Origin of the sequence: Streptomyces sp. NBC_00203 (assembly GCF_045206325.1) — a bacterium.
In the GTDB taxonomy this organism is placed as follows: Bacteria; Actinomycetota; Actinomycetes; order Streptomycetales; family Streptomycetaceae; genus Streptomyces; species Streptomyces lutosisoli.
Genome location: NZ_CP108126.1, coordinates 9,242,603 through 9,263,312, shown reverse-complemented (window position 1 = coordinate 9,263,312; position 20,710 = coordinate 9,242,603). Strand labels below are relative to the sequence as shown.

At 70.8% G+C, this 20,710-nt stretch carries 17 protein-coding genes; 11 read left to right on the top strand and 6 right to left on the bottom strand.

From position 1 onward, the window contains the following. The first annotated feature begins 268 nt into the window (after window positions 1-268). From OG975_RS41030 to OG975_RS41015, 4 genes are read left to right on the top strand one after another with little or no spacing between them, the layout of a single operon-like run. A complete protein-coding gene (locus tag OG975_RS41030; RefSeq protein ID WP_406334666.1) occupies window positions 269-925 on the top strand; it encodes a helix-turn-helix domain-containing protein in 657 nt (218 codons plus the stop codon). A 32-nt stretch (window positions 926-957) separates the two neighbouring features. After that, window positions 958-1,488, top strand: coding sequence for a toxin-antitoxin system, toxin component (locus OG975_RS41025; RefSeq protein WP_330310366.1), 531 nt, complete (start codon window positions 958-960; stop codon window positions 1,486-1,488). A gap of 16 nt (window positions 1,489-1,504) precedes the next feature. Continuing rightward, a complete protein-coding gene (locus tag OG975_RS41020) occupies window positions 1,505-2,731 on the top strand; it encodes an MAB_1171c family putative transporter (RefSeq protein WP_406334665.1) in 1,227 nt (408 codons plus the stop codon). Then, window positions 2,715-4,193, top strand: coding sequence for an FAD-dependent oxidoreductase (locus tag OG975_RS41015; RefSeq protein ID WP_406334663.1), 1,479 nt, complete (start codon window positions 2,715-2,717; stop codon window positions 4,191-4,193). Before OG975_RS41020 ends, OG975_RS41015 begins: the two co-directional genes overlap by 17 nt. A gap of 37 nt (window positions 4,194-4,230) precedes the next feature. On the opposite strand, the gene OG975_RS41010 is transcribed toward OG975_RS41015, so the two are convergent. Next, a complete protein-coding gene (locus tag OG975_RS41010) occupies window positions 4,231-5,274 on the bottom strand; it encodes an alpha/beta fold hydrolase (RefSeq protein ID WP_406334662.1) in 1,044 nt (347 codons plus the stop codon). A gap of 261 nt (window positions 5,275-5,535) precedes the next feature. On the opposite strand from OG975_RS41010, the gene OG975_RS41005 reads away from it, so the two are divergent. Then, entirely contained in the window at window positions 5,536-5,772 is a 237-nt protein-coding gene (locus OG975_RS41005) for a hypothetical protein (protein WP_330308826.1), read from the top strand. An 85-nt stretch (window positions 5,773-5,857) separates the two neighbouring features. Here the strand turns inward: OG975_RS41005 and OG975_RS41000 are convergent, their stop codons facing one another. Both OG975_RS41000 and OG975_RS40995 read right to left on the bottom strand, forming a co-directional pair. Next, on the bottom strand, window positions 5,858-6,547 hold the full coding sequence (locus OG975_RS41000) for a 4'-phosphopantetheinyl transferase (RefSeq protein WP_406334661.1): 690 nt from the start codon (window positions 6,545-6,547) through the stop codon (window positions 5,858-5,860). Continuing rightward, the gene (locus OG975_RS40995) at window positions 6,495-7,403 is read right to left on the bottom strand and encodes a metallophosphoesterase family protein (RefSeq protein WP_381253039.1); all 909 of its coding nucleotides are present in this window, start codon (window positions 7,401-7,403) and stop codon (window positions 6,495-6,497) included. Before OG975_RS40995 ends, OG975_RS41000 begins: the two co-directional genes overlap by 53 nt. A 333-nt stretch (window positions 7,404-7,736) precedes the next feature. Here OG975_RS40995 and OG975_RS40990 point away from each other — a divergent pair, with 333 nt between their 5' ends. The 3 genes from OG975_RS40990 to OG975_RS40980 all read left to right on the top strand — a co-directional run bounded on the left by OG975_RS40990 (window position 7,737) and on the right by OG975_RS40980 (window position 11,825). Beyond that, the gene (locus OG975_RS40990) at window positions 7,737-8,912 is read left to right on the top strand and encodes an ATP-grasp domain-containing protein (RefSeq protein ID WP_406334659.1); all 1,176 of its coding nucleotides are present in this window, start codon (window positions 7,737-7,739) and stop codon (window positions 8,910-8,912) included. A gap of 130 nt (window positions 8,913-9,042) precedes the next feature. Then, window positions 9,043-10,725: a carbohydrate binding domain-containing protein gene (locus tag OG975_RS40985; protein ID WP_406334658.1), complete on the top strand. Its 1,683-nt coding sequence runs from the start codon at window positions 9,043-9,045 to the stop codon at window positions 10,723-10,725. Window positions 10,726-10,841: 116 nt separating this feature from the next. Continuing rightward, window positions 10,842-11,825: a D-cysteine desulfhydrase family protein gene (locus OG975_RS40980; protein ID WP_406334656.1), complete on the top strand. Its 984-nt coding sequence runs from the start codon at window positions 10,842-10,844 to the stop codon at window positions 11,823-11,825. Between the two features lie 182 nt (window positions 11,826-12,007). Here OG975_RS40980 and OG975_RS40975 read toward each other — a convergent pair whose 3' ends face one another. Genes OG975_RS40975 through OG975_RS40965 form a run of 3 tightly spaced genes read right to left on the bottom strand, consistent with a single transcriptional unit; the run spans window position 12,008 to window position 17,223 of the window. Beyond that, a complete protein-coding gene (locus OG975_RS40975; protein ID WP_406334655.1) occupies window positions 12,008-15,055 on the bottom strand; it encodes an alpha-mannosidase in 3,048 nt (1,015 codons plus the stop codon). Between the two features lie 28 nt (window positions 15,056-15,083). Continuing rightward, entirely contained in the window at window positions 15,084-16,421 is a 1,338-nt protein-coding gene (locus OG975_RS40970; RefSeq protein WP_406334654.1) for a 6-phospho-beta-glucosidase, read from the bottom strand. 52 nt (window positions 16,422-16,473) lie between these two features. Beyond that, a complete protein-coding gene (locus OG975_RS40965; RefSeq protein ID WP_327433483.1) occupies window positions 16,474-17,223 on the bottom strand; it encodes a DeoR/GlpR family DNA-binding transcription regulator in 750 nt (249 codons plus the stop codon). Between the two features lie 126 nt (window positions 17,224-17,349). On the opposite strand from OG975_RS40965, the gene OG975_RS40960 reads away from it, so the two are divergent. The 3 genes from OG975_RS40960 (at window position 17,350) to OG975_RS40950 (ending at window position 20,708) form a co-directional block, all read left to right on the top strand. Further along, a complete protein-coding gene (locus tag OG975_RS40960) occupies window positions 17,350-18,378 on the top strand; it encodes a carbohydrate kinase family protein (RefSeq protein WP_406334652.1) in 1,029 nt (342 codons plus the stop codon). 81 nt (window positions 18,379-18,459) lie between these two features. Beyond that, a complete protein-coding gene (locus tag OG975_RS40955) occupies window positions 18,460-19,746 on the top strand; it encodes an ABC transporter substrate-binding protein (protein WP_406334651.1) in 1,287 nt (428 codons plus the stop codon). Then, entirely contained in the window at window positions 19,746-20,708 is a 963-nt protein-coding gene (locus tag OG975_RS40950; RefSeq protein WP_406334650.1) for a carbohydrate ABC transporter permease, read from the top strand. The genes OG975_RS40955 and OG975_RS40950 overlap by 1 nt, the downstream gene beginning before the upstream one ends. The last annotated feature ends 2 nt before the right edge of the window (window positions 20,709-20,710 follow it).

The following is a 20,710-nucleotide window of genomic DNA, read 5'->3' as shown; positions in this document are numbered from 1 at the left end:
GGTCACCCCTCTTGCCTCTGCGGCCTTCACGCGGCGCCCCGATCCTGCTGCCCAGGGCACAGGCGTGTCAACTATCGTGGCATTTGGCGCCTGTTGACGGCTGAATCTCGCCACAGTTGTGGCGAGACCTGGATGTGAGTTCGAGCAAGCGGCTAGTCTCCGGATGGTTCCTGACCTTCGCGTCCGGATGGTCGGTTCCCGACCCTCGCACCCGGACAGTTCCTGACTTTCGTGAGAGCGACCTGAGAGAGACGTAGGAGATCTGTCGGTGACGGATGGCTTCGAAGTTCCGGGCGCCACGGCGACGGTTCTGCTGCAGGCCGTCGTGGCCCGGGTCACCGCACTCGCCGACCGGCTCGGTGTGCAGCACGCCGAGGTCTTCGACGTCAAGCGCCTGTCGGCCGAGTCCGGCGTCCCCGAACCCGTGGTGAAGGCCCTGCTGAGTGGCCGCCCCGCCGGGGAGCCCGACCTGCAGGCCCGCTTCCTGCAACGCCTGGACCTGCTGCGCCGCACCCGGCTCAAGCCCAATGGACGCCGGTACACCCAGCAGGAGATCGCCGACGGCGCCGGCATGTCGCGCCAGCAGGCGGGCGCCCTCATCAACGGCGACCGGCGCCCCACCATGGAGCACTGCGACGCCATCCAGCGCTTCTTCCGGGTCCATGCCGGGTTCCTGACGGCCGAGGACTCCGAGGCGCTCGTGGGCGCCCTCCAGCGCTCGGAGCAGGAGCTCCTGCAGCGGCTCGCCGACCGCGAGCGCGCGGCGGCCTCCGTCGCGAACGACCCGCTGGAGCGGCTGCTCCTGGACCACGGCGTCCGCGGAATCGCCTGGCGGGCCGCGCAGTTGCCCACCGACCAGCACCGGGACAAGGTCGCCGAGTGGCTGGACATGCTCTTGGAGAGCGTCAAGCGGCCCGAGTCGTGAGCCGGGGGAGAACTGTGGGCATCGGAAGGGAAATGCGCCGCCTGTGCGGCGAGTTGGTCGCGGAGCTCTCGCTCCCGGCACCGGCGGAACCCGCCGAGCTGTACGCGGCGCTGTGCGACGCGATGAGCAGACGCCGCGGCCGTCCCGTCCAGTTCCGTACGGCCGCCTTCCCGCCCGGCACCGCCAGCGGGCTGTGGCTCGACATGGCCGAGCAGGACCTCGTCGTCATCGAGGAACGCACCGCGCCCGATCACCAGTTGGTGATCCTCGGCCATGAGCTGTGGCACATGAAGGCCGGGCACTGCAGTCACCATGTCGAGGGCGCGGCCGTCGCGGCCCGCTTGCTCAGCGACCACGCGGACCTCCAGGCGACCGTCCTGAAGGTGGCCGCGCGCACCCACTTCGACCTCGACAACGAGAAGGAGGCCGAGAGCTTCGGTCTGCTGCTCGCCAGCAAGTGCCGTACGTGGCTGGCCGGTTCGTCGTTGCGCCAGCCGGTGAGCCGGGACGGTCTGGCCGGCCGGATCGAGGCGTCCCTGGGCTACCGGGGCACGCAGGGCTGAGGACGTCTCCGAGGACATGGACGCATCCAGCTATTACGTCCCCGCCGCCGCCATGGGGGTCGCTCTCGCCGCCAAGGCGCCCGCGCTGATCAGGGGCTGGCGTGACCCGCTCCAGCGGTCCGTCGGCGTGCTCATGGGACTGGCGGGCCTGGTGTTCGTCTTCGCGGCCCCGCCGACGATCGCCGAGGTCAATGACCTCACCGGGGTCCCCAACATCTCGGCGCCCCTGGTCTATTGCCTGCTGAGCGCCTTCTGCGCCTCCTGCCTGGTGCTGATCATCAACTGGCGCGGCGGGCCGCCGGAGGTGACCCGTCGCCTCGCGCGCCGCTGGATCACCGGGTACGGCGTGGTCAGCGTGGCGCTGGTCGTGCTGTTCGCCCTCGGGGACGCCCCCGTGGAGCGGTTGCGGGATCTCGACACCTACTACGCCAACACCCCGTTCATCCGCGAGATGATCGTGCTCTACCTCCTCGCGCTGACCGTCGCGGGCGTCGCGATGAACATCATGTGCTGGCGCTGGGCGCTCCAGGTGCACGGCTGGCTGCGGGCCGGGCTGATGGTCATCGCCGTCGGCTTCCTCTTCAACGTCCCTTACGCGGCGACCAAGTTCACCGCCGTGGTCGCCCGCTGGAACGGTGCGAACCTGGACGGCCTGAGCACCGATGTGGCCCCCATGCTCGCCTCCGTGGGAGAGCAGGTCAGCGCGGTCGGCTTCCTGCTGCCACTGGCCTGCCAGCGCATCGGGGACTGCTGGACGACCTGGTCGACGTACCGCCGGCTCGGGCCGCTGTGGCGCGAGCTGAAGCCGGTCTCCGCGCACGAGGACCACGCGGTGCGGATCTCCTGGTGGTCCCCCGCCGAACTCCAGGTCACCCAGCGGGAGTCCGACATCCACGACGGCATGCTCAGCCTGTACCCCTACTTCGACTCCGAGGTGCGCTCCCACGCCTACGACGCGGCCCTGACCGCGGGTTCCTCGCCCGCCCAGGCGCAGGCCGAGGCGGACGCGGCGATGGTGACGGCGGCGGTGCGGGCCAGGGCCGCCGATCCGGAGGGCAGGGTCATCAGCTCGGCGGAGGCGGCCGACGGTCCCCCGGCGCCCGGATCCGCGTACGCGTACACCGATGGCCCCCGCGACCTCGTGCGGATGTCCATCGCCCTGCGTCAGTCACCCGTCGTCGCGGCCGCCCGAGGGCGGGCCCCGACCAGCTCAGAGAGCGACTTCCATGAGCGAACCAGCTAGCGCCTCCCGGGACGCGGCCGAACCGAGCAGACCCGCCGACACCGCCCGCCGTCTGCCGCCGGGTGCGGCTTCCCGGCGGGCCGTCGTCGTCGGCGGCGGGCTGGCCGGTCTGCTGACCGCCGCCGCCCTGCACGACTACGCCGAGGTCACCGTCGTCGAGCGCGACGCGCTGCCCGAGGGGCCCGAGCCGCGCAAGGGTCTCCCGCAGGCCCGCCACGCCCACCTGCTGTGGTCCGGCGGCGCCCGTGCGATGGAGGAGCTGCTGCCCGGGGTGACCGACGCCTGGCTCGCCGCCGGCGCCCGGCGCATCCCGCTGCCGACCGGTCTCGTCTCGCTGTCGGCGCAGGGCTGGCTGCGGCGCTGGCCCGAGATGGAGTTCATGATCGCGTGCAGCCGTGATCTGCTCGACTCCGTGCTGCGCGCGCGGCTCACCAAGAAGGAGCGCGTCACCTTCCTGCAGCGCACCGAGCTCCTCGGCCTGGAGGGCGGCGCCTCCCGGGTGACGGGTGTGCGGGTGCGTACGTCCGAGGGCGAGGAGCGCGTCCTCGCGGCCGATCTGGTGGTGGACGCCTCGGGGCGCGGCTCGCGGGCCAGCACCTGGCTCGACGCGCTGGGCGTGCCCGAGGCGCCGATGGACGAGGTGGACTCCGGACTCGCGTACGCCAGCCGGATCTTCCGCGCGCCCGAGGGCACCGAGGAGTTCCCGGTGGTCAACGTACAGCCGGACGCGGCGCAGCCGGTGCCGGGCCAGTCGTCGACGATCGTGCCCATCGAGGGCGGCCGGTGGCTGGTGACGCTGTCGGGCACGCGCGGCGGCCAGCCGACCGACTCCGTGGAGGAGTTCGAGGCGTTCGCGCGCGGGGTCAGACATCCCGTCGTGGGTGAGCTGATCGCGCACGTGGAGCCGCTGACGGACGTCGTCCTCACCCGCTCCACGGTCAACAGGCGGCGCTTCTTCGAGAAGGTGAGGGACTGGCCCGAGGGGTTCGTCGTGATCGGTGACGCCGTCGCCACGTACAACCCGGTCTACGGGCACGGCATGTCGGTGGCCGCGCAGGGCGCCGTGGCGCTGCGTGGGCTGGTGGCCGAGCACGGGCTGACGGCGCCGGGCCTCGCGCGGCGGGTGCAGCGTGCCGTGTCCCGTCCGGTGGCGACCGCCTGGGACCTGGCCACGGGCACGGACATCCGCTACCCGGAGGCGATCGGCAAGCAGCCAGGGGGCGCGCAGAATCTGCTCGGCCGCTATGTGAACCGGCTCATGCTGACGGCGACCGGCCGTCCGCTGGTCACCCAGGCGCTGCTCAGCGTGATGACGCTGTCGAGACCGCTGCCCACCCTCTTCAAGCCCGAGGTCGCGTTCGCGGTGCTGCGCGGCCCGCGTCGGCCTCCGCTGACCGAGCCGCCGTTCACGGACCAGGAACAGGAGACGGTCCGCACGGCCGGAGCGCCCACCCGGGGCTGATCCCCCGGCCTGCCGGGGCGGGCGGGACAGGCGGGCGTCAGGTCGCGCTGCGTTCGCTCGCCTCCCGCAGGTCCCGTTCCGCCGCGCGGTTCTGGGCCGTGTCGGGCTGTCCCGCCGTCGTGCCGGGGCGGCCCGCGCGCAGCAGCTCCCGCCAGTGCTCGCGGCTCCAGTCGGCGGGGCTCGTGGTGCTGGTGAACTCCTCGACGAGGGCCAGGAAGCGCGCCGGGTCGCTGTGGAAGGGGAAGTGGCCCGCCCCCTCGAAGATCTCCAGACGGCTGCCCGGCATCGCCTTGTGCGCCCCGTACGCGTGCCGTACGGGCACCACGCTGTCCCGGTCGCCCCAGAGCAGCATCGTGGGCATGCCCTCGGTGAGATAGCAGCGGTCGAGCATGGTGACCGCCTGGCCGCGCCAGTCGACCACGGCGCGCAGGGTGCGGATGAAGGCGCTGCGGGAGGTCGCGTCGGGAAGCGCGTCCACGAGGTTCAGCAACTCCGGTGCGTCCTGGCCCAGATCGGTGTCGAGGAGTCTCATCAGACGGAGGAACAGGCCTACTTGGAGGCGCATACCGGGCAGTTGCAGCGTGGAGAGCATGAGGTGCGCGCCGGGCAGCGAGACGGCCCGCAGTACGGGGTTGACCTCGCCGCCGACGCCACCGGCGCTGACCAGGATGAGCCGCTCGGTGCGCTCGGGGAACTGGTAGGCGAACTGCATCGCGACGCCGCCGCCGAGCGAGTGCCCGACCAGGGTGGCGGACTCGATGTCGAGCGTGGTGAGCAGATCGCGCACCCCGTTGGCGTACGCGGCCACCGAGTAGTCGGCCCGCGGTTTGTCGGACGCCCCGTGGCCGAGCAGGTCGGGCGCGATCACCGTGTGGGTGCGGGCGAGGTCGGGGATCAGATCCGCCCAGGTCGCCGAGGAGTCGCCTATGCCGTGGATCAGGACGAGCGCCGGGCCCTCGCCCGCCATCCGGTAGGCGCGTCGGTAGCCGTGCACGACTCGGTGGCGCAGGCTCAGTTCCCCGTCGCCCACCGAGCGCAGCCGCGGGGTGCGCCGCGGACGCCGAGGCGGTACGTCGACCACGGGCCGACCTCCTGTTCCAGGCCGCCGTGAGGCAGCGTCCAGGCCGCCGTGAAGGCAGCTGCCGGGGCGCCGTGAAGGCGACCGCCGGCTCACCTCTCCAGCGTAGGGCTCCCGTTCCACCAGGGATTTCCGTGAGGTTTCGCCTCCGCTAAGCGGGCGAACCTCCGCGTACCGAAACGGGATTGTCAGTGCCGGACGGCAAGCTGGAGTGACGTACCGCCATGTACCGCTACGACAAGCCGACCCGGGGAGAGCCGTCCGATGCCGACCGCCGTACTGACCGACCACGAACGCGCCGCCGTGCAGGCCTATCTGCGGCTCCTGCAGACCGTACGAGCCGCCTTCGACGGTCCGCCCGACGGGCGCCGACCACCCGTGGTGCCCCCGTCCGCGCTCGCCGAGGCGGAGCGGGCGCTGGCGGCTGCCGGGCTCGCGGGCAACGAGGAGGCGTTCTTCCGGCTGCTGCACACCTGGTGCCCGGAGCCGGCTCCCAGGTGAGGGGCGGTGCCCACGGCCGGCTCAGCCGTGGTCCACGGTGACATGGGCCGGGCTCAGGCGCCGGGGACGGTGACCGCGGCCCGGCTCAGGCGCGGGGCACGGTGACCGCCGTCGCGACCAGGCCCCGCTGGAGGGTCCAGCGCCCGTCGAAGGCCCCGACGCGCTCGCCGCCCACCAGCGGGCCCGGCACGAGGAGTTGGGCGCGGAATCGCCCTGACAGGACGGGGCCGCCGGTCGCGGGGCCCTGGACGATGTCGATGTCCGCCTCGGAGAAGTCCAGCCACTGCCGGGTGAGCGGGAACCACGCCTTGTAGACCGACTCCTTGGCGCTGAACAGCAGCCGGTCCCAGTGGACGGCCGGCGTCCGCGCGCCCAGACGGTCGAGGCGGTCCACCTCCGTGGGCAGGGCCACGGCGTCGAAGACCCCCGCCGGGAGCGGCAGGTGGGGTTCGGCGTCGATGCCGAGGGAGACCAGATCGGTGGCGCGGGCGAGCGCGGCGGCGCTATAGCCGTCGCAGTGCGTCATGCTGCCGATCAGGCCCGACGGCCACTGCGGCGCCCCGCGTTCGCCCGGGAGGACGGGTCCTGGGGGCACGCCGAGCTTCTCCATGGCGCGCCGGGCGCAGGAGCGCACGGCGGTGAACTCGCGGCGCCGCTTCTCCACGGCCCGTGTCAGGAGCGCCTGCTCCTCGGGGTACAGGGTCGCGGCCGCGGCCTCGTCGTCACCGTAGCTCTCCACGGCCACGACCGACTCCGGGAGCAGCTCCTCCATCACCGGCTCCGACCTCCATCGGCAGAATGCGGCGCAGTGTGCCCGGCGTTCCCGGCCGTTTGCGCCATTCGCGGGGGTACCCCACGGACACCTCTTCGAAGCGGACGCCCTCGTGCCAGGTGGTCCGCGGGATGTGGAGATGACCGTAGACCATGGCCTCGACACGGAACCTGCGGTGCCAGTCCGCGGTCAGCCGGGTGCCGCACCACATCGCGAACTCGGGGTAGCGCAGGATGTCGGTCGGGTGGCGGTCCAGCGGGTAGTGGTTGACCGGGATCACGGGCAGATCGTCGGGCAGTTCGGCGAGCCGGCGCTCGGTCTCGGCGACCCGGGCCCGGCACCAGGCCTCGCGGCTCGGGTAGGGGTCGGGGTGCAGCAGGTGCTCGTCGGAGCAGATCACCCCGGTGCCCTGGGCATAGGCCAGCCCCTGGTCCTTGGTCACGCAGCCCTGCGGCAGGAACGAGTAGTCGTAGAGCAGGAAGAGCGGCGCGACGACCGCGGGGCCGCCGGGACCGTCCCACACCGGGTACGGATCCTCGGGGGTGATGACGCCCAACTCCCGGCACAGGGCGACCAGATGCTCGTAGCGGGCGACGCCGCGCAGCTGTACCTCGTCCTTCGGGTGGGTCCACAGCTCGTGGTTGCCGGGCACCCAGATCACCTTGCGGAAACGGCTGCTGAGCGTTTCCAGGGCCCACCGGATGTCGGCGACGATCTCTCCGATGTCACCGGCCACCAGAAGCCAGTCGTCGTCCGTCTCGGGGCGCATCTTCTCGACGAGGGCGCGGTTCTCGGCGTATCCGATGTGCAGATCGCTGATCGCCAGCAGGTTCCCATGACCGCCGTCTGTCGACCGCACCCGCGACACCCCCCAAGGAAGACGAATGGGAACACAAGAACACATCCGCCCCCCACGGGACAAGAAAGGCCCGCCACTGTCCGGCGCCCGGTCCGCCCCGGCCCACGCCCCGGTCCCCGTGGGCCGTTCCCCGGCATCCGTACCCGCCTCGCGGGGCGTTTCCGGGAATCCGTAACACGCCCGTAGCAGCACAGGGGTCCCACGCCCCTTATGATCGCCCCAACACGGCCGCCACGAACCTGCTTTGGCGTACGGCGGCTTGGTGTTCCTCCCACTCCCCTGGCCGGGCACGGCCTGCTCCGCCGTGCCCGCGAACCGTGAAAGGTGGCCTGTATGGGCTCTCGCGTACGCGTCTGGCTCAACCGCACGTACGCGGAGAACGTGTTCTTCATGGATCAGCTGCGAAGTAATCCGCAGCATCGCGCGGTCGAGATCCATGCGACGCACGGCGATGCCGACTCCCCCGTCCTGGCCGCCGCCGACGTGGCCGCCATGGAGCCCGAGGGCCTGTCCCCGCGCGCGTACGTCGAGTACGCCCTCGACCACTGCGCCCGCCACTCCATCGACGTGTTCGTGCCGGTCCTGCACCAGGCCGCGATCGTGGCGCAGCGCGCGGAGTTCGCCGCGCTCGGTACGGCCCTGCTGGCGCCGCCCGCCGAAGCCGTGGCCATCTTCCAGGACAAGGTCACCGCCTATGAGGCGGTCCAGAAGGTGGGTGTGCCGGTACCGCCGTGGTGGCGGGTGCGCACCGAGGATGAGCTGGTCACGGCGGTCGAGGCACTGGAGGCCGCGGGCCACAAGGCGTGCTTCAAGCCGGCGTCGGGGGCGGGCGGGGTGGGCTTCCGCGTCATCACGCGCGCCCCCTTCTCACTCAATCACCTCAACGGATTTCCCAGTCCGTACGTGCCGCTCGATCTGGTCGTGGAGGCGCTGCGCGCGGCCGACCAGCCCGTGGACTGGCTGGTGATGCCGCGCCTGGAGCAGCCGGAGGTGTCCGTCGACTGCCTCACCGGGCCCGACGGCCGGATCCGCATGGCGGTGGGCCGCACCAAGAACGGGCGCCGCCGCGGGTTCACCCTTCACCCGTCCTGGATCGAGCCCGCGCGTCTGCTCGCGGAGAAGTTCGCGCTGCACTACCTGACGAACATCCAGTTCCGCATGTTCGGCGACGAGCCGGTGCTCATGGACGTCAACACCCGTCCGGCCGGCGGACTGCACCAGCTCGCCCAGTGCGGCGTCAACGCCCCTTGGGCAGCTGTGCAGTTGGCGCTCGGCGAGGAGACGGGCGAGGTGGTCCCGCCGTTCCTCGGGCAGGACTACACGGTGGTCTCGGGCCCGCGTCCGGTGCGCGCGGTGTCGCTGCCGCACCAGCGGGCCGACACTCCTGCGCCGGCCCTGCCCGCCGTGCCCGCGCAGTCCACGGAACCCGCGCCCGCCCCTGTCACCGAGCCCGAGCCCGCCCCTGCGACCGAGAACGCCTCCGCCACCGCCGCCATCGCACCCGCCTAGTCCCACCCCCTCCCGACTACCGGTCTGGACCAATTTCCGCTCAGCGTCTTGACAGCGGGATTGGTCCATACCAACTTGGTTGCGCACCTCTCAGCACTCCCGAACACCCCCATTTCTTCAGGGAGATCGCGTGCGCATCACATATCTCAGACGTTCCAGACATCGTTTCCTCGCTCTCCTCGGCACCGCCGCCCTGGCCCTGGCCGGGGCGGTCGCCCTCCCCGGTACGGCCCAGGCGGCCAACATCCTGACCAACCCCGGCTTCGAGTCGGGCAGCCTCTCCCCCTGGACGTGCACCGGGAACCTGGGCTCGGTCGTCTCCAGTCCCGTGCACGGCGGCTCCAAAGCCCTTGCGGGGGCGGTGAGTTCGAGTGACAACGCCCAGTGCAGCCAGACCGTCGCGGTGCAGCCGAACACGGCGTACACCCTCTCGGGCTGGGTGCGCGGCAGCTATGTGTACCTGGGGGTGGACGGCGGTGCCTCGAACTGGACTACGTCCCCGTCGGCGTACAGCCAGCTCAGCGTGTCCTTCACCACCGGTGCCTCGCAGACCAGCGCCAAGATCTACGTCCACGGCTGGTACGCGCAGGGCACCTACTACGCCGACGACATCAGCCTGGACGGGCCCGGCGGCAGCTCCGACACCCAGGCTCCCACCACACCCACGAGCCTGACCTCCACCGGCAAGACCTCCTCCAGCGTGTCGCTGTCGTGGGGCGCGTCGAGCGACAACGTCGGCGTGAGCGCGTACGACATCTACAGCGGCTCGAACCAGGTGCTCAGCGTGTCGGGCACGAGCGCGACGGTCAGCGGGCTGTCGGCCAGCACCGCCTACACGTTCACCGTCAAGGCGCGCGACGCGGCCGGGAACACCTCGGCGGCCTCGAACTCCGTGGCCGTCACGACGGACGCGGGCAGCGGGGGCGGCACCGGCTTCAAGCAGGCCGCACCCTATCTCTACGAAGGCTGGGGCGACCCGCCGAGCCCGACCACGGTGATGAGCTCGACCGGCATCAAGTGGTTCACGATGGCGTTCATGCTGGACTCCGGCGGCTGCACCCCCGCCTGGGACGGCAGCCGCGCGCTCACCGGCGGCGTCGACCAGACCGCCATCAACCAGATCCGCTCCGCGGGCGGTGACATCGTCCCGTCGTTCGGCGGCTGGCAGGGCAGCAAGCTCGGCGCCAACTGCTCCTCGGCGAGCGCTCTCGCCGGTGCGCTGCAGAAGGTGATCGACGCCTACAGCCTCAAGGCCATCGACATGGACATCGAGAACACGGACGAGTTCGAGAACGAGGCCGTCCAGGCGAAGATCCTGACCGCGCTGAAGACCGTCAAGGCCAACAACCCCGGCCTGAAGACGATCGTCACCTTCGGCACCTCGACGACCGGCCCGACCTACTACGGCAACCGTCTCATCGAGCAGGCGCAGTCGCTGAACGCGGGCATCGACGTCTTCACGATCATGCCGTTCGACTTCGGCGGCGGCTCCGACATGTACGGCAATACCGTCAACGCCGCCGAGGGCCTGAAGACCAAGCTGAAGTCGACCTTCGGGTGGGACGACGCCACGGCCTACTCCCACATCGGCATCTCCGGGATGAACGGTCTCAGTGACCAGCAGGAGAACACCACTCCGGCCATCTGGACCTCGATCCGCGACTGGTCGAACTCGCACCACATCGCACGGCTCGCCTTCTGGTCGGTCAACCGCGACCGGCCCTGCCCGGGCGGCGGCGTGGTGAGCAACTGCTCCGGCATCAGCCAGACCAACTGGCAGTTCACGTCCATCAACGCCGGTTTCACCGGCTGACGGACGACCGAAACGGAGTGCGTCGGTGCGGTGGGCCGTCCGGGACATCCGGGCGGCCCACCGCACCCTCACGCCCGGCGCCGCCGGCCGGCGCAGGGCCAGCTACGCTGCCGACGATGACGACTCCCTCCACCGACAGCACCCCGCCCCGCGCCCGCCTGGGCAGCTGGCCCACCCCGCTCGAACCCGCTCCCCGGCTGGCCCGTGCGCTCGGTCTGGGCCCGGACGACCTGTGGGTCAAGCGCGACGACCTGACCGGCCTGGGCGGCGGCGGCAACAAGATCCGCAAGCTGGAGTGGACCTGCGGGGCGGCCCTGGCCGAGGGCGCCACCACCCTGGTGACCACCGGCGCGCCGCAGAGCAACCACGCACGGCTGACCGCAGCGGCAGGCGCCCGGCTGGGGCTCCGCGTCGTGCTCGTGCTCGCCGGAGAGCCGGGAGCCTCCGCGTCCGGCAACCTCGCGCTGGACGGGCTCTTCGGCGCCGGCGTCGTCTGGGCGGACGACCGCGAGCGGCTGGCGTCGCGGGCCCAGGAGGTCGTCGAGGAACTGAGGGGGCGGGGCGAGGTCCCGGCGCTCATCCCGTTCGGGGGATCCAGCGCTCTCGGTGCCCGCGGCTACGTCGAGTGTGCGCGCGAACTCGACGACCAGGTACCCGACTTGGCGACGGTCGTCGTCGCGCTCGGCTCGGGCGGCACCATGGCGGGACTCGTCGCGCACCTCGGCGGCTCCCGCGTGCTGGGCGTGCACGTCGGCGCCGTCGCCGAACCCGCGCGGACCGTGTCCCAGCTGACCTCCGAGCTGTCCGGCAAGCCCTGTACCCCGGAGGAACTGCGGGTCCGGCTCGACCGGGTCGGCGCGGGCTACGGCACGCTCACCGAACCCGTCATGAGCGCCCTGACCCTCGCCGCCCGCACGGAGGGCATCGTTCTCGACCCGATCTACACGGGGCGGGCGATGGCGGGGCTGGCCGCGGCCGTCGAGGACGGCGACATCACCCCCGGGCAGCGCACCGTCTTCCTGCACACCGGTGGTCTGCCCGGACTCTTCGGCCACCCCGCGACGCTCGCACGGGCGGAGGCCGGCCTCCTCGGCGGGTGACGCCGCCACCCGGACCGCCACCCGGACCGCCCGCCGGTCAGACCGCCGGGTACCCCCAGGCACGCGCCCGCAGAGAACGGGCCATGGTCACGGCGGGCGGTGAACCCGCCGTGACCAGGCCTCCAACCGCTTCCTCAGTTCTTCATGGGGGGGGGGAGCGGTCACCCTCCTGCGCGGCAGGGTCACTTCTTCGCCACCGCCAGCCGCAGCGTCTGCACCTCGAAGGGCCGCAGCGTGACCGGGACCGCGTTCCCGTCCGTCTCCGCCTCCGCGAGCGGGCGCTCCAGGAGGTCGGTCACCTGGGCCCCGGCGAGCGGGAAGCCGGTGAGGAGGGTGCCCTCCGCGCGGCCGCCCCGGGACTCGTAGAGGCGTACGACGACATCGCCCGAGGCGTCGTCGGCGAGCTTGACCGCCTCGATGGTCACGCCCTCGCCGTCGACGGAGACGACGGGCTCGACCGGACCGGCCGAATCGGCCACCCGCAGCGGCAGGTTGAGCGCGTAACCCTCCGCGACCGCGTCCTCGATGGTCGCCCCCGGCAGGAGGGAGTAGGTGAAGCGGTGCTTGCCCTGGTCGGCCTCGGGGTCGGGCACACGCGGGGCGCGCACCAGGGACAGTCGGACGGTCGTCGTCGTACCGCCGTCCTCGCGGACCGTGCGGGAGACGTCGTGGCCGTACGTCGAGTCGTTGATGACCGCGACGCCGTAGCCCGGTTCGCCGATGTGCACCCAGCGGTGGCCGTACACCTCGAAGCGGGCCGCCTCCCAGCTGGTGTTGGTGTGGGTGGGCCGCTGGACATGGCCGAACTGGATCTCGGCGGAGGAGTGCGGGGCCCGGATGTCCACCGGGAAGGCGGCCTTGAGGAACTTCTCGGCCTCGTGCCAGTCGATGTCGGTCTCGACGTCGATACGGGAGCTGCCGGCCCGGACGGTGATCGTCTGGACGATCTTCGAGCCCTTGCCGAACGACCGCTCCACGCGGATCGCGCCGAGCAGGGGGTCCTGGTCGACGACCGTGATCGAGTCGGCGTCCAGGAGGTCCGTGTAGCGGTTCTTGTAGTGCTTGTCGACGTCCCAGGCGTCCCAGTAGTTGGGCAGGTCGGTGTGCAGCCGGAGCAGGTTGCCCTTGTCGGCGAGGACTTCGCGGTTCGCCTTGAGGTCGCGTACGGAGGCCAGGGTCCCGTCCTCGGTCAACTCCACGCGGACGAGACCGTTTTCGAGGACGCGACCGGTCACGGTCACCGCTTGCGGCGGTTCGGCGACGCCCAGGAGCGCGCTGCCGTTCGCCGGGACCTCGGTGTACATGGGAACGCCCACCGAAGTCCGTACCACCTCGGCCCGGTCGCACGGGCTGGTGTTGAAGACCCGCGTCTCCCCGGAGCCCAGCGCGGCCACGGCCTCGGCGGTGAGCGCCTCGACCTCCTCGGCGACGCGCGCGTACTCCGCCTCGGCCTCCCGGTGCACCCAGGCGATCGAGGACCCCGGCAGGATGTCGTGGAACTGGTGGAGCAGAACCGTCTTCCAGAGCCGGTCGAGCTTCTCGTACGGGTAGGTGTAGCCCGGCGCGTGCAGCGCGGCCGTCGTGGCCCACAACTCGGCCTCGCGGAGCTTGTGTTCGCTGCGCCGGTTGCCCTGCTTGGTGCGGGCCTGCGAGGTGTAGGTCGCGCGGTGCAGCTCCAGGTAGAGCTCGCCGACCCAGACCGGGGCGTCCGGGTACTCCGCGCGAGCGGCCGCGAAGAAGGCGTCCGGATGCTCGACGACGACCTTCGCGGAGCCCTCCAGGTCGGCCAGCCTGCGCGCCCGTTCCATGATCTCGCGGGTGGGACCGCCACCGCCGTCGCCCCAGCCGAAGGGGGCGAGCGAGCGGGTGCCACGGCCCTTGTCGGCGTAGTTCTTCACGGCGCGGGCCATCTCGACGCCGCTGAAGCGGGCGTTGTAGGTGTCGACGGGCGGGAAGTGGGTGAAGATGCGGGTTCCGTCGATGCCCTCCCACCAGAAAGTGTGGTGGGGCAGCTTGTTGGTCTGGTTCCAGGACAGCTTCTGGGTCAGGAACCACTCGTTGCCGGCGAGCTTGGCGAGCTGCGGGTAGGCGGCGTTGTAGCCGAAGGAGTCCGGCAGCCAGACGCCCTTGGTCTCGATGCCGAAGTGCTCGATGAAGAAGCGCTTGCCGTGGATGAGCTGGCGGGCGAGCGCCTCGCCGCCGGGCAGGTTGCCGTCGGCCTCGACCCACATGCCGCCGACCGGCGCCCACTGGCCCTTCTTCACGGACTCCTGGATACGGGCCCACACCTGCGGGTAGTTGTCGCGCACCCACTCGTACTGCTGGGCCTGCGAGCAGGCGAAGATGAACTCCTCGTACTCCTCCGCGAGCGCGGTGACGTTCGAGAAGGTGCGGGACGTCTTGCGCTTGGTCTCACGGATCGGCCACAGCCAGGCGGAGTCGATGTGCGCGTGACCGACGCCGGAGAGGGTGTGGGCACTGGCGTGGGCGGGCTTGGCGAGGGCGGGGGCGAGTGCCGCGCGGACGTCCGCGGCCGAGCCGGAGATGTCGTCGAGGTCGAGCAGGTCCAGCGCCCGGTCGAGTGCGTGCATGATCTCGTGGCGGCGCGGGTCGTGCTCCGCCAGCTCGACCATCAGCTCGCGCAGCACCTCGATGTCCAGGGCGAGGTGCCAGACCTCTTCGTCGAGGACGGCGATGTCGGCGCGGCGGAAGGTGTAGAGCGGCTTGTCGCCGGCGGTCAGGACGTCGCCGAGCGGGGTCGGGCGCGCGAAGTCATTGGCGAGGATGTCCGGGTTGGAGGCCGCCTCGACGAGGTAGTCGATCTGCTCGCCGCCCGTCGCCGGGTTGCCGATCGGCACGTACTGGTTGAGCGGATTGACGGCCTTGAGCGGGGTGCCGTCGGTGCGGTGGACGAGCGCCTCGGCCTGGTTGCCGGGCCAGTCGCCGGTGAAGCCGAGGTCGATGACGGCCTCGACGCGCTTGCCCGCCCACTCGGCCGGGACCTGCCCGCGCATACGGAACCAGGTGGTGCCCCACGGCGGACCCCAGGGGGTGTCCATCGTGAAGGGCTCGTACGAGGCGGCCGCGGCCTCCTCGAAGGGGACGGGTTCGCCCGGCGCCTGCCAGGCCTCCACGGCGAAGGGGACGGAAGCGGCGTACATCGCGGGCTTGATGCGCTGGTCGTGGACGCGTTCTACGCGCTCCTCGATCCGGCGGCGTTCGTCGTGCATGAGAAGTCTCCAGGAAGGTGGAAAGCGCTTACTTAAGATACGCCAGGCCGGGATGGACCGAGGTGTAGCCCTCGACCAGCCTGCGGGCCACGTTCACGGAGTCCACGAGCGGGTGCAGGGCGAAGGCCTTCACGGCCGTCGTACGGGAGCCGGACTCGGCCGCGGACAGCACCTCACGCTCGACCGCCTTCACCGCGCAGACGAGACCTGTCGCATGGTCGGGCAGCGGGTCGACGGCGACGGGATGCGCGCCATTGGCGTCGACCAGGCAGGGCACCTCGATGACGGCTTCCTCGTCGAGCACGCTCAGCGTGGAACGGTTGCGGACGTTGAGGATCAGGGTGGTGCGCTCGTCGCGGGCGATGGCCCGCATCAGGGCGAGGGCCACCTTCTCGTAGCCGCCGGAGAGGTCGTCGGCGTCGCGTTCCCCGGCACCTGCCGCGTCCCGGTTCTCCGCCATGTAGGTGGCCTCACGCTCGGCGCGGGTGCGGTCCCAGGCGGTCAGCGCGGCGGCGTCCGGCGCCTTCATCTCGTCGTAGAAGTGCGCCTGCTGCTCGCGGAGGAAGGCGCCGCGCGTCTTGTCCGCCTCCTGGTAGGCGCGGACCGCTTCGCGGTTGAAGTAGTAGTAGTGCAGGTATTCGTTCGGAACGGCGCCCAGGGACTGGAGCCACTCCGGGCCGAAGAGCTTGCCCTCCTCGAAGGAGCCGAGCAGGTCGGCGTCGGCGAGCAGGCGCGGGAGTTCGTCGCGGCCCGCGACGCGCAGGCCGCGCACCCAGCCGAGGTGGTTGAGGCCGACGTAGTCGATCCAGGCCTCGCGCGGGTCGGCGCCCAGGACCTTGGCGATACGGCGGCCGAGGCCGACCGGTGAGTCGCAGATGCCGATCACCCGGTCGCCGAGGTGGCGGGACATGGCCTCGGTGACCAGGCCCGCGGGGTTGGTGAAGTTGATGACCCAGGCGTCGGGGGCGAGCCGGGCGACGCGTCGCGCGATGTCGACGGCGACAGGCACCGTGCGCAGGCCGTAGGCGATGCCGCCCGCGCCGACCGTCTCCTGGCCGAGGACGCCCTGGTCCAGGGCGACCCGCTCGTCCGCCGCACGTCCTTCGAGGCCGCCGACGCGGATCGCGGAGAAGACGAAGTCGGCGCCGCGCAGGGCCTCGTCGAGGTCGGTGGTGACGGTCACCTCGGGCGCGTCCGACACGCCCGCCGCCTGCTCGGCGAGGACGCGGGCCACGGCGGAGAGCCGTTCCGCGTCCAGGTCGTGCAGCACGACGTGGGTGACGCGGCCCTCGGCGCGGTCCCCGAGGAGCGCGCCGTACACGAGCGGGACGCGGAATCCGCCGCCGCCCAGAATGGTCAGCCTCACGCAACTACCACCTTTGCAGTTCGTGCAGGGACGCAGGTCACGCGGCGAGGAATCACGCCACGACCACCTGTACGCCCGCTTCTTCCAACGAGGACCGCGTCGCCGCGTCCACCGGCGCGTTCGTCACCACCACGTCGAGCTCCTCGGGGCCGCAGACCTTCGCCATGCCGGTGCCCGGGAACTTCGCCCGGTCGGCGAGCAGGACCACCCGCTCCCCGGCCTTGATCATGGCGCGCTTGACCGGTACCTCGACGACGGTGGTGTCCATGACCTGGCCGCCGGGGCGGATGCCACTGGTGCCGAGGAAGAGCCAGTCGGCGTGCAGCTGGCGCAGATTGTCCTCGGTGAGGAAGCCGACCAGGGAGCGGTACTCGCGGCGGACCATGCCGCCGAGCAGCACCAGCTCGATGTCCTCGTCGTCCACCAGCTCCTCGTAGACCACCAGGTTGCTGGTGATCACGGTGATCCGGCGGCCGTGCAGCTGTCTGGCCAGCCGGTACGCGGTGGTGCCGATGTCCAGGAGGACGGACTGGCCGTCCTGGACCATCGACGCGGCCTTCGCGGCTATGGCGTCCTTCTCGGGCACGCGGACCTCGGCGACCTCGGCGAAGGGCTGGTCGCCCTCGTCCGCGACCGCGCCGCCGTGCACCCGCGTGAGCAGGCCCTCCTCCTCCAGTTTCAGGAGGTCACGGCGGACCGTGGCCGGGCTCACACCCAGCTGTTCGGAGAGATCGGTCACGGCCGCGGGACCGCCGGAGCGCAAGGCCCGCAGGATGAGTTGATGTCGTCGTTCTGCCAGCACGGAATGAACAGTACTCGTCATTCCCCGTCATTTCTATGCTCAGTTCTGCTCGACTCTTGCCAAATTGGCTGGATGCGCGCACGATCCTGTGCACCGCTTGCAGACTTTTGACGAGAGGATGCGCCCGTGGGCGACGAACGGCCCGATGTCCTGCTGACCGGGCTGCTCTTCTACGACCTCGTCCTCACCGGACTGGGCAAGCCGCCGACGCCGGGTGAGGAGATCTGGACCGACGGCATGGGCGTCAGCCCCGGCGGCATCGCCAACCTGGCCGTGGCGGCATCGCGTTTCGGCCTGCGCACCTCCCTCGCCACGGTCTTCGGCGACGACTCCTACGGCGCGTACTGCCACGGTGTCCTCGCCGGCCAGGAGGGCGTCGACCTCTCGCTCTCCCGTATCGCGGACGGCTGGCACACCCCGGTCACCGTCTCCCTCGCGTACGGCCACGACCGTGCCCTGGTCACCCACGGCCAGGAACCCCCGTACTCGCAGGACGAGCTCATGGGTGACCCGCCCGAGGCGCGCACGGCCCTCGTGCACATCGAGGCCGAGCCGCGCGGCTGGATCGCCAAGGCCGCCGCGAACGGCACCCAGATCTACGCCGACGTCGGCTGGGACCCCACCCAGCAGTGGTCCCGCGACCTCCTCGACCAGCTCTCCCTGTGCCACGCCTTCCTCCCCAACGAGGCCGAGGCGATGGCCTACACCCGTACCGACAGCGCGATGGGGGCGCTCGGCACACTCACCGAACTGGTGCCGGTGGCGGTGGTCACGCGGGGCGGCGACGGCGCGGTCGCCGTGGACCAGACGACGGGCGAGTACGCGGACGTCCCGGCCCTTGACATCGATGTCCTGGACGCGACGGGCGCCGGTGACGTCTTCGGCGCGAGCTTCGTCGCGGCCTCGCTCGGCGGCTGGCCGCTGGAGGAACGGCTGCGCTTCGCGGTCCTCGCCGCCGGGCTGTCGGTGCGCGGGCACGGCGGTGCCCTCGCGGCGCCCGGCTGGTACGGCGTCCACCGCTGGTGGCACTCCCTCGAAGACCCCGAACTGCGGCGCGCGTACGGCTTCCTGGCCGACCGGATCCCGGCGGACCCCGGACCGCCGGTCCGGTACGCGCCCGTCACCCCCCCACTGAGCCCTGATCGGTACCTCTAGCAGTCGAAGAACTTCACAGAGCTTCAACAAGCTTCAAAGAACTTCAGAGAACGTCAAAGAAACCGAAAGGCGGTGGGAGCTGTGCGGCTCTCACGAAGAGGCCTGCTGCGTGCGGGTCTGGCCGGTACGGCCGGCGCGGCGCTCGGCGGCCTGGCGACCGGCTGTGCCGTTCCGACCGGATCCACCGGCCGGAACATGGTCATGTGGTACTGGAGCGGCGGGCTGAGCCCGAAAGTCGTCCAGGACGCCAGGACCCGATACGACAGCACGGTGAACCTCCAGGCCATCCAGATCGGCGGCTACTACCGCTCGAAGCTGATGACCACGATGACCGGACGCGCCCATGTCCCGGACATCGCCGGGCTCAAGGGCGAGGACATGGCCTCGTACCTGCCGAACTCCGACCAGTTCGTGGATCTGCGCACGCTCGGCGCCGACAAGCTGAGGGACCAGTACCTGCCGTGGAAGTGGGACGAGGGCATCGCCGAGGACGGCTCGATGGTGGGCTTCCCCATCGACTGCGGTCCGGTCGCCCACTACTACCAGCCGGCCGTCTTCGAGAAGGCCGGACTGCCCCACGAGCCGGCCGACGTCTCCAGGGAGCTGGACACCTGGGAGAAGTTCCTCGCGGCGGGTGAGCAGCTCAAGAAACGTATCCCCGGCACGTTCATCCTGACCGACGCCCTCAGCATCTACGGCATCTCGATCAACCAGACGACCAAGCGGTTCGTCGACAAGGACCGGCACTTCATCGGCGACCAGGAGCATGTGCGCACCGCCTGGGACCGTGCCGTCGAGGCCACCCGCCGCGGACTGGTCTCGAAGATCGTCAACGGCACGCCGGACAACATATCGGCGACGGAGCGGGGTCTGCTGCCCAGCCAGCTCAACGCCTCCTGGGCGGCCGGCGACATCAAGCTCAACACCCCGAAGACCAAGGGCAAGTGGCGGGTTGCGGCCTGTCCGGGCGGCCCGTCGAACATCGGCGGCTCGTTCCTGGCCATCACCAAAGCGTGCCGGGAGCCGGAGAAGGCCTTCGAGATGATCACCTGGATGCTCGACGCGGGCAACCAGGCCCAGGGCTTCGTCGACTCGGTGCTCTTCCCCTCGACCCCGGCGTCGTACGGCATGAAGAAACTGCGCGAACCCGACGCGTTCTTCGGCAACCAGATCACGATGGACGTCTTCGGCCCGGCGGCGCGGAACATCCCGGTCGCCTACAACAGCCCGTACGACATCGCGCTCAAGACCCCGATCGACGACGAGCTGCGGAACTTCTCCGTCCTCGGCAAGGACGAGAAGCAGGCCTGGAAGGACGCCATGAGCAAGTGCCGGCGCATCGCGGACCACCTGGGGGTGAGTTACTGATGGCTACCGCACCTGTGGTCGAGACACCCCCGGCGGTCGTAGCCGCCACCCCCGTCGTCCATGCCAAGAAGGGCATCCTGAGCTACTGGCGGCTGTACGCCGCGATCTCCCCCTTCTATCTGCTCTTCCTCGCCTTCGGTCTGATACCGGTCGGCTTCTCGCTCTATCTGTCGTTCCACCGCTGGGACGGGCTCGGCTCGATGGAGTTCGCGGGGCTGTCGCAGTACCGCTATCTCCTGGACGACAGCCAGTTCTGGAGCGCGATCGGGAACACGATCATCATCTGGGCGCTCGCCACCTTCCCCATGATCTTCCTGGCGATGGTCACGGCCGTGATGCTCAACTCGGCGGTCCGCTTCAAGAAGGTCTACCGCTTCGCGTTCTTCCTGCCGAACGTCACCTCGATCGTCGCCGTCGCCATCATCTTCGGCTCGGTCTTCTCCACCAACTTCGGCCTGGTCAACGCTCTCTTGCAGGCGGTCGGTCTTGACCAGGTGGCGTGGCTGAACACTCCCTGGGGCATCAAGGTCGCCATCGCGACGCTGATGACCTGGCAGTGGACCGGCTACAACGCGATCATCTTCCTCGCCGGGCTCCAGACGATCCCGGGCGAGCTGTACGAGGCGGCGCGCATGGACGGCGCCGGACCCGTGCAGACCTTCTTCCGTGTCACGCTGCCGCTGCTGCGCCCGGTCCTGCTCTTCGTCCTCGTCATCTCGACGGTCACCGGGCTGCAGAGCTTCTCCGAACCGCAGGTGCTGCTCCAGACGACGGACAACAACTCGTCGTTCGCGGGCGGCCCGGGCCACGCGGGCCAGACGATGGTCCTCTACTTCTTCCAGCAGACCTTCGACAACAACGACTTCGGCTACGGCGCCGCCGTGGCCTGGGGCATCTTCCTCGTCGTCGTCCTCTTCTCGATCATCAACTGGCGCCTGGTGCAGCGCCGGGGCGAAGAATAGGA